The 19,255-nt window shown below is 59.8% G+C and carries 19 protein-coding genes; 13 read left to right on the forward strand and 6 right to left on the reverse strand.

The features are described 5' to 3' along the window. The first annotated feature begins 135 nt into the window (after positions 1–135). Positions 136–768, forward strand: a complete 633-nt coding sequence (gene emhR, locus ACYZTM_RS22200; protein ID WP_083374862.1) for an efflux system transcriptional repressor EmhR — start codon at positions 136–138, stop codon at positions 766–768. 247 nt (positions 769–1,015) lie between these two features. On the opposite strand, the gene ACYZTM_RS22205 is transcribed toward emhR, so the two are convergent. The 3 genes from ACYZTM_RS22205 to ACYZTM_RS22215 are packed head-to-tail and all read right to left on the reverse strand — an operon-like array spanning position 1,016 to position 3,579. Next, positions 1,016–2,065: an alkene reductase gene (locus ACYZTM_RS22205; RefSeq protein ID WP_461984673.1), complete on the reverse strand. Its 1,050-nt coding sequence runs from the start codon at positions 2,063–2,065 to the stop codon at positions 1,016–1,018. A gap of 23 nt (positions 2,066–2,088) precedes the next feature. Further along, the gene (locus ACYZTM_RS22210; protein ID WP_131059312.1) at positions 2,089–3,255 is read right to left on the reverse strand and encodes an MFS transporter; all 1,167 of its coding nucleotides are present in this window, start codon (positions 3,253–3,255) and stop codon (positions 2,089–2,091) included. A gap of 3 nt (positions 3,256–3,258) precedes the next feature. After that, on the reverse strand, positions 3,259–3,579 hold the full coding sequence (locus ACYZTM_RS22215; RefSeq protein WP_131059313.1) for an ArsR/SmtB family transcription factor: 321 nt from the start codon (positions 3,577–3,579) through the stop codon (positions 3,259–3,261). 170 nt (positions 3,580–3,749) lie between these two features. On the opposite strand from ACYZTM_RS22215, the gene ACYZTM_RS22220 reads away from it, so the two are divergent. Beyond that, on the forward strand, positions 3,750–4,328 hold the full coding sequence (locus ACYZTM_RS22220) for an acyl carrier protein phosphodiesterase (protein ID WP_461984676.1): 579 nt from the start codon (positions 3,750–3,752) through the stop codon (positions 4,326–4,328). 126 nt (positions 4,329–4,454) lie between these two features. On the opposite strand, the gene ACYZTM_RS22225 is transcribed toward ACYZTM_RS22220, so the two are convergent. Next, positions 4,455–5,246, reverse strand: coding sequence for a lysophospholipid acyltransferase family protein (locus ACYZTM_RS22225; protein ID WP_438660628.1), 792 nt, complete (start codon positions 5,244–5,246; stop codon positions 4,455–4,457). After that, positions 5,246–6,001 (reverse strand): L-ornithine N(alpha)-acyltransferase, encoded by a 756-nt coding sequence (gene olsB, locus ACYZTM_RS22230; protein ID WP_131059316.1) that lies wholly within the window; start codon positions 5,999–6,001, stop codon positions 5,246–5,248. The genes ACYZTM_RS22225 and olsB overlap by 1 nt, the downstream gene beginning before the upstream one ends. Positions 6,002–6,155: 154 nt before the next feature. On the opposite strand from olsB, the gene ACYZTM_RS22235 reads away from it, so the two are divergent. The 6 genes from ACYZTM_RS22235 to ACYZTM_RS22260 all read left to right on the forward strand — a co-directional run bounded on the left by ACYZTM_RS22235 (position 6,156) and on the right by ACYZTM_RS22260 (position 11,754). Continuing rightward, positions 6,156–7,037 (forward strand): acyl-CoA dehydrogenase middle domain-containing protein, encoded by an 882-nt coding sequence (locus ACYZTM_RS22235; RefSeq protein WP_131059317.1) that lies wholly within the window; start codon positions 6,156–6,158, stop codon positions 7,035–7,037. A 302-nt stretch (positions 7,038–7,339) separates the two neighbouring features. Beyond that, positions 7,340–8,335, forward strand: a complete 996-nt coding sequence (locus ACYZTM_RS22240; RefSeq protein WP_131063537.1) for an IS110 family RNA-guided transposase — start codon at positions 7,340–7,342, stop codon at positions 8,333–8,335. Positions 8,336–8,479: 144 nt separating this feature from the next. Continuing rightward, a complete protein-coding gene (locus ACYZTM_RS22245) occupies positions 8,480–9,574 on the forward strand; it encodes a serine hydrolase domain-containing protein (protein ID WP_461984679.1) in 1,095 nt (364 codons plus the stop codon). Further along, positions 9,571–9,900, forward strand: a complete 330-nt coding sequence (locus tag ACYZTM_RS22250; protein WP_461984681.1) for an amidase — start codon at positions 9,571–9,573, stop codon at positions 9,898–9,900. The genes ACYZTM_RS22245 and ACYZTM_RS22250 overlap by 4 nt, the downstream gene beginning before the upstream one ends. 104 nt (positions 9,901–10,004) lie before the next feature. Next, positions 10,005–10,595 (forward strand): YceI family protein, encoded by a 591-nt coding sequence (locus ACYZTM_RS22255; protein ID WP_461984683.1) that lies wholly within the window; start codon positions 10,005–10,007, stop codon positions 10,593–10,595. Position 10,596: 1 nt separating this feature from the next. Next, entirely contained in the window at positions 10,597–11,754 is a 1,158-nt protein-coding gene (locus ACYZTM_RS22260) for a phospholipase D-like domain-containing protein (protein WP_461984685.1), read from the forward strand. Positions 11,755–11,896: 142 nt separating this feature from the next. On the opposite strand, the gene bglX is transcribed toward ACYZTM_RS22260, so the two are convergent. Further along, entirely contained in the window at positions 11,897–14,188 is a 2,292-nt protein-coding gene (gene bglX, locus ACYZTM_RS22265) for a beta-glucosidase BglX (RefSeq protein WP_461984687.1), read from the reverse strand. 236 nt (positions 14,189–14,424) lie between these two features. Here bglX and ACYZTM_RS22270 point away from each other — a divergent pair, with 236 nt between their 5' ends. From ACYZTM_RS22270 to ACYZTM_RS22290, 5 genes are all read left to right on the forward strand, one after another. Next, on the forward strand, positions 14,425–15,036 hold the full coding sequence (locus tag ACYZTM_RS22270; RefSeq protein ID WP_131059323.1) for a LemA family protein: 612 nt from the start codon (positions 14,425–14,427) through the stop codon (positions 15,034–15,036). A gap of 43 nt (positions 15,037–15,079) precedes the next feature. Then, on the forward strand, positions 15,080–15,838 hold the full coding sequence (locus ACYZTM_RS22275; protein WP_461984690.1) for a TPM domain-containing protein: 759 nt from the start codon (positions 15,080–15,082) through the stop codon (positions 15,836–15,838). 28 nt (positions 15,839–15,866) lie between these two features. Beyond that, complete coding sequence (locus tag ACYZTM_RS22280; RefSeq protein WP_131059325.1) at positions 15,867–16,484, forward strand: TPM domain-containing protein; 618 nt, start codon at positions 15,867–15,869, stop codon at positions 16,482–16,484. Between the two features lie 71 nt (positions 16,485–16,555). Then, positions 16,556–17,812, forward strand: a complete 1,257-nt coding sequence (locus tag ACYZTM_RS22285; RefSeq protein ID WP_461984692.1) for an IS256 family transposase — start codon at positions 16,556–16,558, stop codon at positions 17,810–17,812. A gap of 134 nt (positions 17,813–17,946) precedes the next feature. Further along, positions 17,947–19,170, forward strand: coding sequence for a class I SAM-dependent methyltransferase (locus ACYZTM_RS22290; protein ID WP_461984694.1), 1,224 nt, complete (start codon positions 17,947–17,949; stop codon positions 19,168–19,170). Positions 19,171–19,255: the final 85 nt, after the last annotated feature.

Here is a 19,255-nt window from a genome sequence, read left to right on the forward strand (position 1 = left end):
CGTATCCATCCCGTTACCAACGCCCGTCAACGGTTCGAATTGTAAGCCGGGGACGAGACCCGAGAGCGCTCGCCCCACTTTTGTTCAGCGGCTGTTCAGACATCGCTGAAGCATACTGATTGAGGTTTTACTGCCATGGTCCGTCGTACCAAAGAGGAAGCTCAAGAAACCCGCAGCCAGATTCTCGAAGCGGCAGAGAAAGCCTTTTATGAAAGGGGCGTGGCGCGTACGACGCTGGCGGACATCGCGACCCTGGCCGGCGTGACTCGCGGAGCCATCTACTGGCATTTCAGCAACAAGGCGGACTTGGTGCAGGCCATGCTGGATAGCCTGAAAGAGCCGCTGGATGAAATGGCCAGGGCCAGCGAAAGCGAAGATGAACTCGATCCGCTGGGCTGCATGCGCAAACTGCTGATTCATTTGTTTCATCAAGTTGCCCTGGACCCGAAAACCCGACGCATCAATGAGATTTTGTTTCATAAGTGCGAATTCACCGATGAAATGTGCGACCTGCGTCAGCAGCGTCGTGAGGTCAGCCTCGATTGCAATGTGCGAATCGCCCTGGCCCTGAGTAATGCAGTGAATCGAGGGCAAATGCCCGAGGACCTCGACACGGCCCGCGCGGCCATCAGCCTGCATGCCTACATCGATGGCATGCTTTACCAGTGGCTATTGGCCCCCGACAGTTTTCAACTGCACACCGAAGCCGAGCGTTGGGTCAATACAGGGTTGGACATGCTGCGCTTGAGCCCCAGCCTGCGCAAATAACACAAATGCGTAATTGGATCCGGTTATTTCAACCATTAAGGCGGGCGTTGATCCCTTCAATGCTCGCCTTGTTGCAATGGGATGCTTTTATATACGGACGCTCGTCAGGTTGAAAGGTAGCGAGCTACGTATTTTGTAGGGATTTTGTGTCGAGCGTGTGAATCAGTGTGAAGGCACGTGAATAACCAGGGCGCAATAAAAAGCCCCGGCTCTTTCGAGTCGGGGCTTTTGCATTTCAAGGGGGCGCTTACATCACTGGATAGTCGATGTAGCCCACCGGGCCCTTGGCATAGAACAGCTCAGGACGCGCTTCGTTCAGCGGCGCATCAGCCTTCAAGCGCGCCGGCAGGTCCGGGTTGGCAATGAACGGCACGCCGAAGGCGACCGCATCGGCCTTGCCGCTGGCCAGCCAGGCGTTGGCGCTGTCCTTGGTGAAACGTTCGTTGACGATGTACGGGCCGCCGAAGGCTTCTTTGAGTTGTGGGCCAAGGCTGTCGCCGGCTTCTTTCTCGCGGGAGCAAATGAACGCGATGCCACGATTGCCCAGTTCGCGAGCGACGTAGGTGAACGTCTCGGCCAGGTTGTCGTCGCCCATGTCATGAAGATCGGCACGTGGTGACAGGTGCACACCGACGCGACCAGCACCCCAGACTTCGATCGCGGCGTCGGTCACTTCCAGTAACAGGCGCGCACGGTTTTCCAGGGAGCCACCGTAGTGGTCGGTGCGCTGGTTGGTGCTGGTTTGCAGGAACTGATCGAGCAGGTAACCGTTGGCACCGTGGATTTCCACGCCGTCAAAACCGGCGGCCTTGGCGTTCTCGGCACCTACGCGGTAAGCGTCGATGATGTCGGCGATTTCAGCGGCTTCCAGGGCGCGCGGCGTTGGGAAGTCGGCCAATGGGCGAACCAGGCTGACGTGACCCTTTGGCTGGATGGCACTCGGTGCGACCGGCGCTTCGCCGTTCAGGTACGACTCGTGGGAAACCCGGCCCACGTGCCACAGTTGCAGGAAAATCTTGCCGCCGGCGCCGTGGATCGCTTTGGTCACGTTGGCCCAGCCACGCACCTGATCGTTGGACCAGATGCCCGGGGTGTCCGGGTAGCCGACGCCCATCGGCGTGACCGACGTGGCCTCGCTGAGGATCAGGCCGGCCGAGGCGCGTTGAACGTAGTATTCGGCCATCAGCGCGTTCGGCACACGGCCTTCGTCCGCGCGGCAGCGGGTCAGTGGCGCCATGATGATGCGGTTGGCCAGCTCGATGTCGCCGAGTTTGATTGGATCGAAAATAGTCGTCATTTCAGTACAACCCTCGTGAGGTATCAGTTAGTCGCAGGAGCCAGTTCGGGGTTACCGCTCTGACGGAAAGTAATCAGGGTCACCAGCAGGGCGAGTACCGCCAGTGCTGCTGCCGCGAGAGGCACGCGGGTCAGGCCGAAGCCGTGGGCGATGACGCTGCCGCCGACCCAGGCACCCAAGGCGTTGCCGATGTTGAAAGCGCCGATGTTCAGGGTCGACACCAGGTTCGGCGCAGCCTTGCCGTAGGTCACTACGTTCACTTGCAGGGCGGGTACGGCGGCGAAGCACGCGGTGGCCCAGAGGAACAGGGTGATTTCGGCAGGAATCAGCGCGACGCTGGTCCAGGTCAGCACGGTCGAGATCACGGCCATCGAGATGAAGACGCCAATCAGCGTCGCGGCCATGCCTTTGTCAGCCAGCTTGCCGCCGATGATGTTGCCGACCGTCAGGCCCAGGCCGATGAGCATCAGGGTCCAGGTCACGCCTTTGGGCGAGACGCCGGTGACATCACCGAGCAGCGGGGCGACGTAGGTGAACAGGGTGAATACCGATGCCGCGAACAACGCAGTCATGCTCAAAGACAGCCAGATCCCGGCGCCTTTGAGGGCGCGCAGTTCGGCGCGCATGTCGAGTTTCTCTTCATCGCGCTTGGCCGGCAGGAAGCGGATCAGCCCGATCAATGCGATCACACCCATCACGGTCACCGCCCAGAAGGTCGAACGCCAGCCGGCTTCCTGACCAAGCGCGGTGCCCAGCGGGACGCCGAGCACGTTGGCCAGGGTCAGGCCGGTGAACATCAAGGCCACGGCCGATGCGCGCTTGTTCGCCGGAACCAGACCTGCCGCCACCACCGAACCGATGCCGAAGAACGCACCGTGGCAGAGGGCGGTGACCACACGGGCAAACATCAGCACGTTGTAGTCGGTCGCCATTGCACAGAGCAGGTTGCCAATGATGAAGATGCCCATCAACGCTACCAGTGCAGCCTTGCGCGGTAATTTGGCAGTGGCCAGTGCCATGAACGGCGCACCGATGGCCACGCCCAGGGCGTAACCGGTCACCAGCCAGCCAGCGCCGGGAATCGACACACCGAGGTCAGCCGCCACATCGGGCAGCAGGCCCATGATGACGAACTCGGTGGTGCCGATGGCGAAGGCGCTCAAGGCCAGAATGAGGAGCGAGAGGGGCATTGTTTAATTCCTTGTCGGAGCGCTGAGCTCTTTGACGATGGCGTCGAGGAACGCCTGAATCACGTCCTCGTTGCGTTTGAAGAAGTGCCATTGACCGGCTTTCTGGCTGCTGATCAGTCCCGCACGTTGCAAGGTCGCCAAATGGGCGGACACGGTCGACTGCGACAGGCCGCAGCGTTGATCGATCTGTCCGGCGCAAATGCCGTACTCGTGGTTGTGGATCTGTTCCGGGAACTGGGATTTGGGATCTTTCAGCCAGGTGAGGATGTCTCGGCGTACTGGGTGTGCCAGGGCTTTTATTATTTCGTCGAGGTCGATGGTCATGGTTTGGGCTCGTGATGAGTAAAACGTTATATCGCGATGAGGCGAACTTTAAATCGGTACTTCGCGATATACAAATATGATTTTGGTCTGACGACCGTGCAAATCGGTATATCGGGTTATAACGATACGCTGAGTGTAAAGATATAAAGGCGCAGTGCTAAGCTGCGCCCATGAATTATCTCGCACATCTTCACCTCGGTGGCCAGCGCCCCGGTCAATTGCTCGGCAGTCTGTATGGCGATTTCGTCAAGGGACGGCTGCAAGGGCAGTTCGACCCGGAGATCGAAGCGGCCATTCAGCTGCATCGCAGCATCGACGTCTTTACCGACCGCCATCCGTTGGTGGATACCTCGTTGTCGCGGTTTTCCATCACGCGCAGGCGTTACGCGGGGATTGTGCTCGACGTGTTTTTCGACCACTGCCTGGCGCGGGACTGGACGCTTTATTCGAATCAGCCACTGGAGCTGTTCACTTCGGATGTGTACCGGGTGCTGTCGGCCGAGCCGCAACTGCCGGAACGGTTGGCGAGGATCGCACCGCACATGGTGGCGAATGACTGGTTGGGTTCTTATCAGGAGTTTGAAGTGCTGGAGCAGGTATTGCGGGGGATTTCCCGGCGGTTGACCCGGCCTGAGGAACTGGCGGGGGCGATGCAGGAATTGCGGTTGTTGTATGAGCCGTTGAGCGATGATTTTCGGTTGTTCTATCCGCAGCTTCAGGACTTTGCGCAGAACTATCCAACACCCTAAATACCCTTGTGGGAGCGGGCTTGCTCGCGAATGCGGTGTGTCATTCAGCATTGATGCCAGCTGATACACCGCATTCGCGAGCAAGCCCGCTCCCACAGGGATTTGTGTTTCTTCAGGGGATTTATATCAGGCCGCGATCGCGGGCCGCAGCGGTTCCGGTTGCGCCTGCGGAATCGCCCCAAACAACGCCTTCTGCACCGCCTGCTGCGCCTCGAACGCCAGCGCCGCACGCTCACGGCCTTCGCAAGCGATCGGCTTGAGCACTTTGATTTCCACTTCCCCACGATCATTGGCGAACAGACGCATCAGGTGCGACAGCAAATCATCATCGCCAATGAACGGCGCCAGCGAGTCGAGTTCGCCGTCACGCAGATACCGAATCGCCACCGGCTGCAGCTTCACTTCAGAGTCAATCGCCGCTGACAACAAACGGCCATGAAACGTCCGCAACGAACGTCCATTGGTGGTGGTGCCTTCCGGGAACATCAGCAGCGGATGTTCCTGCGCCAGGTGGCGCGTCATCTGTTTGCGAATCAGCTGGCTGTCACCCGACCCGCGACGGATAAACAGGCTGCCGGCCTTGGCTGCCAACCAGCCGGCCACCGGCCAGGTGCGCACTTCGGCCTTGGACAGGAACGACATCGGCGTGAGCATGCCCAGTAATGGAATGTCGGTCCACGACACGTGATTGCTGACCCACAGCATCGGCTCTTTCGGCAGTTCACCGTGAACCGTCACGCGAAAGGGCAGGGCGTTGCTCAACCGCGCCATGAAAAATCGCGACCAGCGCTGGCGGCGGACCATCGAATGAGCAATCCCCAAGCGCTCGAACAGCCCGAACACACTGGCCATGCTCAAGCCCAGTGCGACCACCACCAGCACTCGCGCAATCCGCGCGTACACCCGCAACCGGCTCATCAGACCGCCGCCTTGAAGTGCTTGGCATAACGCGGGCAGAGCTCGTCGCGCTTGAGCAGGATAAACACGTCGGCGACCTGGAAGTCTTCGTCCCAGCACGGCTCGCCGCAGATCTTCGCGCCAAGACGCATATAGGCCTTGAGCAGCGGCGGCATTTCGGCGATCACGTTGGACGGGATGTCCAAAACCGGCAGCGGTTTCTTCGGCTCGGCCCGCAGGTGTTCGGTGCACAGGTAGCGTTCACGCAGGCGCTGCATGATTGCGTGGGCCTGAATCCCGCCGTCCTGCATCGGAATGCTCGCGCACCCCATCAAATAGCTGTAACCGCCCTGATTCAACACTTCGGCCAGTTCACCCCAGAGCACCGCGATGGTGCCACCGTTGCGATAAGCCGGGTCGACGCAGGTGCGACCGATTTCCAGGATCGGGCCCTTCAACTGCACTAGGCCATGCAGGCTGAATTCTTCTTCACTGTAGAACTTGCCCAGGCTGCTGGCGGCCGTGTGGTCGAGCAAGCGAGTGGTCGCCACCAGCCGCCCGGTGTTCAAATCACGCACGCCGATGTGGGCGCAGTGAACATCATAGTCGTCCATGTCCAGACCCAGTTCCGCGCCTTTGAGCTTGGCGTTGAATTCGCCACTGAAGACGTTGAAGCGCAAGGCCTGGGCTTCCTGCAATGCCTCGGCGCCCACCAGGCGTTCGGCTTGCAGGCGGCGTTCATTGCCGGTGTCGCTGATGCGGGCGATCTGAGTCATTGGGAATCTCCGTGCGGGCTGTTCACCCGTCTTGGGTTGCAGCCGATCGACTTTCTTTATGCAGCCGTGTTGTGCAAAGTCAGGCTATGTAGCCCCGGTGTCATCGCCATGAAGCTTTGGTGATGCTTATATGACAGCCCTCAAGGAGCCTCTTATGCCCTGGCAAAATCTGTTGAATCGCCGCGATCGCCTGCCCGCCAACCCAGACCTGGCGGAGGGTTTCGCGACCTTGTTGCACACGTTGGGCACGGTCACGCCATTCGAATTGGCGGTGGTCGGCGGGCGGCTGATGGCGACGCCGGGACTGGCGTTTCTGGTGGGGTATCAGGCGGCGTTGCGCATGCTCTGGCCGAGCGCGCCGCTGAGCCTCGGTGCGTTGTGTGCCACCGAACAGCGCAGCCTGCGGGTGGCGGACATGCAGACTCGCCTGAGCGATTTACGCGTGAGCGGGCGCAAGGATTTCGTCACCGCTGGCGATGCGGCCGACTGGCTGCTGATCGCCGCTCGCAGTGAGGCGCCCGGCGAAAGTCCGCGCCTGAGTCTGGCAGTGGTCTATCCCGATGAACCGGGCGTGCGCCTGGAAAAACTCCCGGCGATCCCGCTGATGCCGGACATCAGTCACGGTCGGTTGTTTCTGGACAACGCCCAGTGCGAATTACTGGCGGGGGATGGCTGGGATGCCTACGTCAAACCGTTCCGCACGCTGGAAGACATTTATGTATTGAGCGCGATGACGGCGTGGCTGTACGGAGTGGGTCAGGACAGTGACTGGCCGCAGAATTTGCAATTGCGTTTGCTGGCGCTGCTGGCCGGGTGCGCGGAAGTCAGCCGGCAAGCGCCGAATAATCTGGCCGGGCATGTCGTGTTGGGGGGATTGTTTGCGCAGTTCGACGGGCTCAAGGCGGAGATCAATCAGGCACTGGCCGATGGCCCGCCACACTGGGCGGCGATGTGGCAGCGGGATCAGGCGGTGATGGATTTGGCGGCGGGGGCCAGAGGTAAGCGATTGGCCAAGGCATTGGCGGGATTGTCGTAAGGCTGAAGGGCCTCTTCGCGGGCAAGCCTCGCTCCTTGTATGTTGACCCTGATTCCAACGAGAGAGGTTACGCTTAAGGATTCATACAACAGCAAGTGCGTTTCTGGGGGAGGCCGATCGCTCCTGAAGGCAGGATTTGCTCCTGACCTTGTCTGTAGAGAGGCCCCCCCGCCTCATTGCCCACCACGAAGAGTATCGAGAAGCCGACAAGTCGGACTTCGCATTACAAGGTTGCAGTGGCATGAAGTTCGAGGTCGGGGGAACCAGGAGCAATCTTACCGAAAATCAGGGAAGTGAAAACCATGAATACTCATGTCGGCATAGACATTGGTGCCCGCACGTCTGCTATGGGATGGCGGCAGAACGGTAAAACATCAGGCCAGTGGGACATTCAGCACACCCCCAAGGGGCGTAAGGCTGCCGTGACCAAGATGTTGGGCCTCAAACCGCTGAGCGTGGTCATGGAGGCCACCGGCATTTACTACCTGGACCTGGCGATAGAGTTGCATGCCGCCGGCTTACCGGTCTCGGTGATCAACCCCAAAAGCTTCCATAACTTTGCCAAGCTGATGCTGCAAAACAGCAAAACTGACCAGATTGATGCTCAGTTGCTGGCCGAGTATGGCGAACGTATGGCGCCAAGACTTTGGGTGCCACCTACCGCAGATCAACTGATGCTGCGTGCGATTGGGCGCCATATCAACCGGCTGATTGGCCATCGGACCCGAGCCAAGAACGAGTTGCACGCACTACAAGCGACGCAAACGAGCGTTGAGCTGCTGATCGAGGATGAAAAAGATGCGATTGCAGCGCTAGACACACGGATTGATCGTTTGAAGAAGGCTGCACGCGAGGCCATCGCCAAATGCCCGGATCTGAGTTTGCAGTTTCGCTGCATGATGGCTGCACCCGGCGTGGGAGAGGCCTCGGCCATCGCAGCACTGGCTGAGTTGACGACACTTCCTGTGACGCTTAAATCGGCGCAGGTAAGCCGTTATGCAGGACTCGATGTAAGGCTGACCCAGTCAGGCACCAGCGTGAACCGGCCAGGGCGAATGTCCAAATGCGGCAACGCGTATTTACGGGCAGCGATGTTCATGCCGGCAATGACGGCAATTCGCTGTGATGAGAATGTGAAAGCCTTTTACGAGGCGCTGGTAGCCCGCGGCAAGAAGAAAATGCAGGCCATCGGAGCAGTGATGCGTAAATACCTGACCGGGTTATGGGCATGCATGCGTTCTGGAGAAGAATTTAATACGGCCAAGCTTTTTAGCGAAAAACATCTCGCGAAAGCTTGACCGTGAACAGAGTATCTACAGGTTCAGCGCAAAATCTGTAGGAGCGAGGCTTGCCCGCGAAGGCGGCCTGACAGGCAACACAAATTCCAAAACTGTCATCAACCTCGACTAGGCTCTGCAGGTTCATCCCTCCGAGCCCCCGCCATGTTCAAAGGCTTGTCCCTGATTTTGATGCTGCTGCTCAGCCTTCCGGCCCACGCCGAAAACTGGCCCGCCGAGCAATGGTCGACGGGGCCGAAATTCACCGGCCCAGCACTTCAGGCCCTGGAGACTTACACCTTCCCACCCCGCGACGACGCTACCCGACAAGGCATCCGCACCGATGCCTTGCTGGTGATCCGTGACGGTCAGTTAATCTACGAACGCTACGCCGGCCCAACCACGGCCGAAACCCCGCACCTGACCTGGTCCATCAGCAAAAGCCTGATGGCCACGGTCCTCGGTGTCGCCTACGGCGAAGGCCTGTTCAAGCTCCAGGACCCGGCGCTGAAGTTTTATCCGCCGCTGAAAAAACACCCGGCGATCACCCTGGCCGACCTGTTGCACTGGGCTTCAGGCCTGGACTGGCAGGAAGACTACGAATACGCCCCGTTGAAGTCCTCGGTGGTGGCCATGCTCTACACCCGAGGTCATCACGACATGGCGGCGTTCACCGCCGACCACGACGAATACGCCAGGCCCGGTCTGGCCTTTCGCTATTCCAGCGGTGACAGCAACCTGCTGTCTGCGGCGCTGAAAAACATCGTCGGCCCGGCACGTTATCCGGACTATCCATGGACGGCGCTGTTCGAGCCGTTAGGGATTCGCCACGCCGTCTGGGAAACCGATGCCACCGGCACCTTCGTCGCTTCCTCTTATGCCTACCTCACCGCCCGGGACCTGGCGCGAGTCGGTCTGCTGATGGCGCGTGACGGTCGCTGGGGTGATCGACAACTGCTGCCCAAAGACTGGGTCGCCTTCAACCGCGAACCCTTCACTCACTATCAAGCCAATCAGGACGATGCGGTTCCCGGCGGTCATTGGTGGCTCAACCGCGCGGTGGACGGCGCCGCCCGACCCTGGCCCGATGCGCCCGCCGATACCTTTGCCGCACTGGGCCATTGGGGGCAGGCGATGTACGTGATTCCCAGCGAAAACCTGGTGATCGTGCGCTACGGCGATGACCGCGACGAGCGCTACCAGCACAACGAATTGCTCAAGCTCGCGCTCAAGGCCTTTGCCGGGAAGGTGCAGCCATGAACCGCCGCCATTTTGTGCGTCGCCGGCCCTTCAGCACGCTGTCGCTGGTTTTGCTGGTCGCCTTGCTCGGCTGGATCTGGCAGGAGCGGGTGGCGCTGTGGGCGTTCCCGGACATCATCAGCGCCTACACCGCCAAGGAGTATTGCTCGTGCCGGTACGTGATGAACAACCAGGCCGAGTTCTGCCACAGCTATGTGAAACAGTGGTTGCCCACCAGCGGCTTTACCGATGACCCCGCCAGCAAGCGCGTGACCGTCAGCGGCATGGGCCGCAGCAACAGCGCCCAATGGATCGGCGAACGCCAAGGCTGCCGCCTGACTCCCTGAACACCACTTTCCTTGTAGCAGCAGGCTTCGCCAGCTGCTACAAGTATGCAATTGGCTCACGGGCGGTTAAGGTTCATGCACGTTTATTTTCAGCACGAGTCTTTATGCTCAAGCGGTCCCTCTCCAAAACCCTCGCCTTCCTGCTGCTGGCCGGTGCTTCGTTATCGGCCCAGGCCAATTGGTACCTAGACGGCGAGTCCTCGCGGCTGTCGTTCATCAGCACCAAGAACGCCAACATCTCCGAAGTGCAGCGTTTCCTGGTGTTGCACGGCAAGGTCAGTCCCAAAGGCCTGGCCGAGGTGGAAGTCGAGATGGACTCGGTTAACAGCGGTATCCCGTTGCGTGACGAACGCATGCGCAAGGAGCTGTTCGAGATCCAGACCTTTCCCGAAGCGCTGATCACCGCACAGATTGATCTGCGTCCGATCAACGACCTCGCGCCCGGTGCCCAGCTGGAGCTGCGCTTGCCGCTGACCGTCAACCTTCACGGTAAAACCCACGAATACAACGCCGAGCTGCTGGCGACCCGTCTCGATGACCGACGCTTTCAGGTGGTGACCCTGGAACCGATGATCATCAATGCTGAAGACTTCGATCTGGCACCGGGGCTGGAAAGTTTGCGCAAGGTCGCCGGTTTGTCGGGCATCAGTCTGTCGGTGCCGGTGAGTGCGGTACTGATTTTCACGGCGCGCTGACATGGCCGGTGCAATCTTCCCCTGGCGTGCAGGCAACCACTTCGAACTGCTGATCGACGGTCCGCAGTTCTTCCCCCGCATGTTGGTCGCGATTGCCCGGGCCGAAGAACAGGTCGAACTGGAGTTGTACCTGGTGGAAGCGGGGGCCTGCGCCGAGGCCATGGTGCAAGCGCTGGTGCGAGCAGCCGAACGCGGCGTGCGCGTGCGCTGCCTGTTCGATGATTACGGCAGCCTCGCGTTCACCCTGACCTTGCGTCAGCGTCTGACGTCCGCGGGCGTGGAGCTGCGTTTCTATAATCGCCTGAGCTGGCGGCGCTGGGTGGGGAACTTTTACCGCGATCACCGCAAGCTGTTGCTGGTGGATCAGACCCTGGCCGTGGTCGGCGGCACGGGCGTCACGGATGAGTTCTGGACACCGGGCGAAGACACCAGTGAATGGCACGAGGTGATGGTGGAAATCACCGGCCCCTTGGTCGTCGACTGGCAGTTGCTGTTCGACCGTCAATGGATCGCCAACCGCCATCGCCGCGCCTGGAAACCCGCGTCGCACTTCGGCCTGCCGCGTCTGCCACGTGTGCCGTCCACGGGCGAGGGCATGGGCCGGGTGGCTTATGCCGACGCCCGCCAGCACCGCGACATCCTGCAATCGCTAATTCGTGCGCTGAACAGCGGTCAGCGGCGGATCTGGCTGGCCACGCCGTATTTTCTGCCGACCTGGAAAGTCCGCCGCTCGTTGCGCAGGGCCGCCAGCCGAGGCGTCGACGTGCGCCTGCTGCTGACCGGGCCGCGCACCGATCACCCGTCTGTGCGCTACGCCGGGCATCGCTACTACCCGCGATTGCTCAAGGCCGGGGTGCAGATCTTCGAATACCAGCCGTGCTTCCTGCACCTGAAAATGGTGCTGATCGATGACTGGGTGAGCATCGGCTCGTGCAATTTCGATCACTGGAACCTGCGTTTCAATCTGGAAGCCAATCTTGAAGCGCTGGACCCGGGGCTGACGGGGGCAGTGGTGGCGAGTTTCGAGAAGGACTTTGCGCAGAGCCTGGAGGTCAGCCTGGAAGCATGGCAACGCCGGCCGTTGTGGCGGCGGGTCAAGCAAAGGATTTGGGGGTGGGTGGATCGGTTGGTGGTGAACCTGCTGGATCGACGGGGTTGAACCCAATCTTCGCAACAGCCTAAAACCACTGTGGGAGCGGGCTTGCTCGCGAAAGCGATCTGACATTCAGCATCTTTGTTGAATGTTAAGCCGTCTTCGCGAGCAAGCCCGCTCCCACATTTGTTTTGCGGTGTGTCAGGGGTTACAGCAACTCAAAGCTCTGCTGCGTCACGTCCTGGGAATCCAGGCCGATCTCTACATTGAACTTGCCCGGTTCTGCAGCGTACTTGAGCTGGGCGTTGAAGAACTTCAGGTCGTCCTCGGTGATGGTGAAGCGCACAACTTTCTGTTCACCGGCCTTGAGCATGATTTTCTGGAAGTTCTTCAGTTCCTTGACCGGACGGATCATCGAGCCGGTCACGTCCTGAATGTACAACTGCACCACGGTTTCGCCGTCACGCTTGCCGGTGTTTTTCACCATCACACTGGCGTCGAGTTTGCCGGTCTTGTTCAGCGTGGTCGACGACAAGGCCATGTCGCTCAGGCTGAAATCGGTGTAGCTCAGGCCGAAACCAAACGGGAACAGGGGACCTGTGGTGTCATCGAAATACTGCGAGGTGTAGTTGCCCGGTTTGCCCGGCGTGAACGGCCGGCCAATGCTCAGGTGGTTGTAGTAGGTCGGAATCTGGCCCACCGAGCGCGGGAAGGTGATCGGCAGTTTGCCCGACGGGTTGTAGTCGCCGAATAGCACGTCGGCGATGGCGTTGCCGCCTTCGGTGCCGCTGAACCAGGTTTCCAGAATCGCGTCAGCCTGTTCCTTCTCTTCAAGGATCGACAGCGGACGGCCGTTCATCAACACCAGCACCAGCGGTTTGCCGGTGGCTTTCAGTGCCTTGATCAAGTCGCGCTGGTTGGAAGGGATGTTCAGGTCGGTACGGCTCGACGATTCGTGGGACATGCCACGGGATTCGCCGACCGCTGCGACGACGACATCAGCATCCTTGGCGGCTTTCACCGCTTCGTCGATCAGCACTTGGGCCGAACGCGGATCGTCCACCACTTCCGGCGCATCGAAGTTGAGGAAGTTCAGGTAATCGAGGGCTTTCTTGTCACTGGTGATGTTGGCGCCACGGGCGTAGATCAGCGTCGATTGCGCGCCCAGTACGTTGGTCATGCCGTCGAACAGCGTCACCGATTGCGCAGGGCGACCGTTGGCGGCCCAACTGCCCATCATGTCGATCGGTGCCTTGGCCAATGGACCGACCAAGACGATTCTCGCAGTTTTCTTCAGCGGCAAGGTTTCGCCCTGATTCTTCAGCAACACCATGCTGCGGCGCGCAACGTCACGAGCCTCGACACGGTGCAGGCGGCTGTCGGCGTTAGTGTCGACCGGATCATCTTCAGCCTTGCCGATGCGCAGGTACGGGTCCTTGAACAGGCCCATGTCGTACTTGGCGTCGAGCACCGCACGCACGGCGTTGTCGATGTCGCTCTGCTGGATCTCACCGGCCTTCAGCAGCCCTGGCAGTTCTTTGCCGTAGAGCGTGTCGTTCATGCTCATGTGGATGCCGGCCTTGATCGCCAGCTTCGCGGCTTCGCGGCCATCGCGAGCAACACCGTGCTTGATCAGCTCGAAAATCGCCCCGTGGTCGCTGACGGCCAGACCTTTGAAGCCCCATTGCTTGCGCAGCAGGTCGTTCATCAGCCAGGTGTCGGCGGTGGCCGGCACGCCGTTGATCGAGTTCAGCGCGACCATTACCCCGCCAGCACCGGCGTCGATAGCCGCACGGTACGGTGGCAGGTAGTCCTGGAACATCTTGACCGGGCTCATGTCGACGACGTTGTAGTCGCGACCGCCCTCGACCGCGCCGTACAGGGCAAAGTGCTTGACGCTGGCCATGATGCTGTCGGCGGCGTTTGCGCCGGTGCCCTGGAACGCCTTGACCATCACGCCGGCGATACGCGACACGAGATAGGTGTCTTCGCCGAAGCCTTCGGAAGTCCGGCCCCAACGCGGGTCGCGGGAGATGTCGACCATCGGCGCGAAGGTGATGTCGAGGCCGTCCGACGCGGCTTCCTTGGCGGCGATGCGCCCGGACAGGCCGATGGCGTCCATGTCCCAGCTCGAGGCCAGGGCAATCGGGATCGGGAAAATCGTGCGGTGACCGTGGATCACGTCATAGGCGAAGAACATCGGGATCTTCAACCGGCTGCGCATGGCCGCGTCCTGCATCGGACGGTTTTCCGGGCGCGTGATCGAGTTGAACGTGCCGCCGATGTTGCCGGCGGCGATTTCCTTGCGGATCATCTCCCGAGGCATTTCCGGACCGATGCTGATCAGGCGCAACTGGCCGATCTTTTCATCGAGGGTCATCTGCTTCATCAGGTCAGTGATGAAAGCGTCCTTGTTCTCCAGAGGTGCGGGCGTCGTGGCGGCCAATACGGTATGACTGGCCAGGCTGACGAGCAGGCCCAGCAAACACAGCTTCTTCATGAATGGTTTTCTCTAAAGCCTAAACGGCAGTGAATACGCCGGTCAGCCAAAATTTAGGGAGCGACTATTGTTGTTCAGGTAAATGCAGCACACTTCTGCAGTGTTTTTAGCGCTGGGGCATCTTTTAGCCCATTGGCTCGATGCAATCCAGTGGCGGCGGCAGATTATGCCCCAAGAGACCGGTCAGAAGGTCGCTGGTTGTTTTTCAACGGAATGTGCAAGGGAGCGTCAACCAGATGAATGTACGACACCACTATCGGTCGAGCCTGCAGGTTGCAGCCTTGATGTTGCTCACCACGCTGCTGGCCGGCTGCGGCATCAACAACATTCCGGCCCTCGACGAACAGGCCAAGGCCGCCTGGGGTCAGGTGCAGAACCAGTACCAGCGCCGCGCCGACCTGATCCCCAACCTGGTGGAAACCGTCAAGGGCTACGCCAAACATGAAGAAGAAACCCTGACCGCGGTGATCGAAGCCCGGGCCAAGGCCACTTCGATTCAGGTGGACGCCAGCACGCTCGACAATCCAGAAAAGCTCAAGCAGTTCCAGCAGGCGCAGGATCAGCTGACCGGTGCCTTGAGCCGTTTGATGGTGGTGTCCGAGCGTTACCCGGACCTCAAGGCCAACCAGAATTTCCTCGCGTTGCAATCGCAACTCGAAGGCACCGAGAACCGCATCGCCGTGGCGCGTCGCGACTTTATCCTCGCGGTGCAGAAGTACAACACCGAAATCCGCACCTTCCCGGGTCGCCTGTGGCACACCGTGATGTACAGCGATCTGCCGATCCGCGAAACCTTCGAGGCCACCAGCCCCAGTGCTGAAAAAGCGCCTGAAGTGAAGTTCCAGTAAGCACCGGGACGGGTTCGAAGCATCACCACGGATGAGGTTGCCAATGCGCGTGTTGAAAGTGGGCCTGGTGCTGTTGCTGTGGGTGTTTGCCCTGGCGGCCCAGGCCGAGTTGAAGTTTCCGCAACTGACCGGGCGGGTGGTCGATAACGCCCAGATGATCGAGCCGTCGGTGCGCGAGCAGCTGACGCAACAACTCCAGGCCCATGAAAAAGCCACCGGAGAGCAATTGGTCGTGGTGACGGTGCCGGACCTGCAGGGCACCGACATTGCAGACTTCGGTTATCAACTGGGACGCTACTGGGGCATCGGCCAGAAGGACAAAAACACTGGCGCGTTGCTGATCGTCGCGCGCGATGATCGTAAATTGCGCATCGAAGTCGGTTATGGCCTGGAAGATCGCCTGACCGATGCGCAGAGTTCGGTGATCATCAATCAGGTGATCACGCCGGCGTTCAAGACCGGCAATTTCAGCAAAGGCATCAGCGACGGGGTTGCCGCGATGCTGGTGGTGTTGGGCGGCAGTCCGCTGGATGAGCCGTCGACGGTCTATGAGCCGCGCGGTGATGAGGGTGACGATTTCCTGTCCCGCTATCCGGGCGTGTTCGTGTTTCTGGTGGTGCTGTTCATCCTGACGATTTTCGTCTGCCAGATGCTCGGGATTCTGCCTACCGGTGGTGGCGGTGGCCGAGGCAGTTCAGGTGGCGGTTTTGGCGGTGGAGGTTTTGGCGGCGGCGGTGGAGGCGGGGGCTTCAGCGGTGGTGGCGGCAGTTTCGGGGGCGGCGGTTCGTCGGGCGGCTGGTGATAACAATAATGAGCGAGCACTGTTAAACATGGCATTACTGACTGAACACGAACAACGCAAAGTCGCCGAGGCGATTGCCCGGGTCGAGCGCGACACCGACGCCGAACTGGTGACCGTGCTCGCGGCCCGCGCCGATGACTATGCGTACATCCCGCTGCTGTGGGCCAGCCTGCTGGCGCTGGTGGTGCCGGGGGTCGTGCATTACCTGACAGGCTGGTTGACCATGCACAGCCTGCTGCTGGTGCAATGGATCAGTTTCATCGTGTTGTGCCTGGTGTTCCGGATTCCGAAAATCACCACACGCCTGATCCCGCGCTCGGTGCGCCATTGGCGCGCCTCGAACCTGGCGCGTCGGCAGTTCCTGGAGCAAAACCTGCACCACACCGTGGGCAGCACCGGCATGCTGATATTTGTCTGCGAAGCTGAGCGGTATGTGGAGATTTTGGTCGATGAAGGGATTTCGAAGCGCCTGGACAACAAAAACTGGGACGCGATTGTTGCGGCGTTCACTCAACAGGTGAAGCAAGGGCAGACGTTGCAGGGGTTTGTGACGTGTGTTGAGGCGTGCGGCGAGTTGCTCAAGGTGCATGTGCCGGTGACGCATGTGAGGAATGAGTTGCCGAATCGGTTGGTGGTGTTGGGGTGAGGGATGGAGGGTGTAATTAGTTTTGTGTAAACGGTCATTTGGCAGGAGACTGCCTACCCCAAGGAAATCCAATGACCGAGTCAAAACCCAAGCGAGCCAAACGAGTCAAGCCTGATCCTGAGCTGGTTAAACTGGCCGACAGTCTGTTGGCCAATTACAAAAAGCCCGAAGATCTCATCGGCGAAAACGGCCTGCTCAAACAGCTCACCAAGATGCTGGTCGAGCGGGCCCTTGAAGCCGAGATGACCGAACACCTGGGGCACGACAAAAGCGCGACGATCACCAACACCGCCGCCAATGCGCGCAACGGTCTCAGCGGTAAAACCCTGAAGGGCGACTTCGGCGAACTGCCGCTCGACATCCCTCGCGACCGGCAGGCGTCCTTCGAGCCGCAGTTGGTGGCCAAGCATCAAACCCGCTGGACGGGCTTCGATGACAAAGTCATCTCGCTGTACGCTCGCGGTTTGAGTGTCAGAGAAATTCAGGCGCACTTGCAGGAAATGTACGGCACCGAGGTCTCTCCCAGCCTGATCTCGGCGATTACCGACGCGGTGAGTGATGAGGTCAAACTCTGGCAGGCGCGGCCGCTGGACGCGCTGTACCCGATCCTCTATCTGGACTGCATTCACGTCAAAGTGCGCGATGCCGGCGCCGTGCGCAACAAGGCGGTTTATCTGGCCATCGGCGTCAACATGGCGGGTCACAAAGAGGTGCTGGGCTTGTGGATCGCTCAAACCGAAGGCGCAAAATTCTGGCTGCAAGTGGTGACCGAACTCAAGAATCGGGGCGTGCAGGACATCTTCATCGCCTGCGTGGACGGCCTCAAAGGCTTCCCTGAGGCGATTGAAACGGTTTACCCAAAAGCCGTCGTTCAGCTGTGCATCGTGCACATGGTGCGCAACAGTTTGAACTTCGTATCGTGGAAACGGCAGAAGGAAGTCGCGGCTGACCTCAAGCTGATTTACACCTCGGCCACCGCCGAGCTGGCTGAGCAACGGCTCTGCGAATTTGAAGCCAAATGGGACGCCGAGTACCAATCGATCAGCCTGTCATGGCGACGAAACTGGGCTCGGGTGATTCCGTTTTTTGACTATCCAGCCGAAATTCGCAAGGTGATCTACACCACCAATGCCATCGAATCGATCAACATGAGTCTGCGTAAAGTGATCAAAACGCGTGCGTCATTTCCGACCGACGAGGCGGTGATGAAGCTGTTTTATCTGGCGCTGAACAACATCAGCAAAAAGTGGACAATGCCGATCCGGGACTGGAAAGCGGCTTTGAATCGCTTCAGTATCCAGTTTGAAGATCGGCTGTTAACGGTTTAATAGAAATCCCGTTTACACAAAATCAGGGACACCCTCGAGGGATGGTTTTCAAACCGTTCGGTAAATAACCGCGTGTCCCAAACCCCCATCCCCCCTAAAATACCCGCCATTCCCCGCCCGAGGCCGTTATTCCCATGTCTGTCACCGCCACTCCCGCCACTCCCGCCAGCCTCGCGCCGGATCATCACGCCCAGTTCATCGACCTGCTGCAATCCAGCCTCGACGACAGCGCCTTCATCAAACTGGTGCTGGCCAAGTACGTCGGCACCGAAGCGGATTTGCAGCGGCTGATCATCAAGCAGCTGACGGTCAAGGATCAGCCCTGCCTGTCCTTCGTCTACCGCTACAAGACCCGCGATATCACCAAGAACCTGCCGCTGGCCGAGGGCGTGGCGACCCTCGCCGCGCTGTTGCCGGCATCATTCAAAAATGCGCATTTATTGTCGCTTACGGATGAAGCCCAGCTCGAATACAGCAAAAAGGGCAAGTCTTCGCTGTTCAAGAGCAAACCTCAGCAATTGCGTGAAGTGCCGTCCGCCGAGCACAACCGCGAGAAAAACCGTTTTCTTGACTTGAGCCGGCCGTTTCTCGCCGACCTGGGTGTGACGAACAGCAAGCACGAGCTGATCCCGGCGATGTCGCGCAAGTGGAAGCAGATCAACAAGTTCATCGAAGTCTTCAGCCATGCGCTGACCACCTCGCCCCTGGCGTTGGACAAGCCGGTGCAGGTGGCGGATTTCGGGTCGGGCAAGGGTTACCTGACCTTCGCGATCCACGACTACCTGCGCAACACCTTGAAGGCCGAAGGCGTAGTGACCGGCGTCGAGTTGCGCGAAGAAATGGTCAACCTGTGCAATGCCGCCGCCGCCAAGCTTGAACATCCGGGGCTGGTGTTCAAGTGCGGTGATGTACGCAGCGTAGCGCCGAGCGAGCTGGACGTGATGATCGCGCTGCACGCCTGCGACATCGCCACCGACTATGCGATTCACACCGGCATTCGCTCCGGCGCCTCGATCATCATGTGCTCGCCGTGCTGCCACAAGCAGATCCGCCTGCAAATCCAGAGCCCGGCGCTGCTCAAGCCGATGCTGCAATACGGTCTGCATCTGGGCCAGCAAGCGGAAATGGTCACCGACAGTTTGCGTGCGTTGTTCCTTGAGGCTTGCGGTTACGAGACCAAGGTCTTCGAGTTCATCTCACTGGACCACACCAACAAGAACAAGATGGTCCTGGCGGTCAAACGCGCCGAGCCGGTGGACCCGGCCCAGCTGTTGGTGAAGATTCAGGAGCTGAAGGATTTCTACCAGATCACCGAGCATTGCCTCGAAACCTTGCTGCGCTCTGACGGCTACCTCTAATCCGAGGGAACCTGATGGCCGCCGCTAACCTGTAGGAGCCAGGCTTGCCGGCGAAGGCGATAGTGCTGACGCCTTCGCCGGTAAG

The sequence above is a fragment of the Pseudomonas sp. MDT2-39-1 genome (assembly GCF_054898085.1).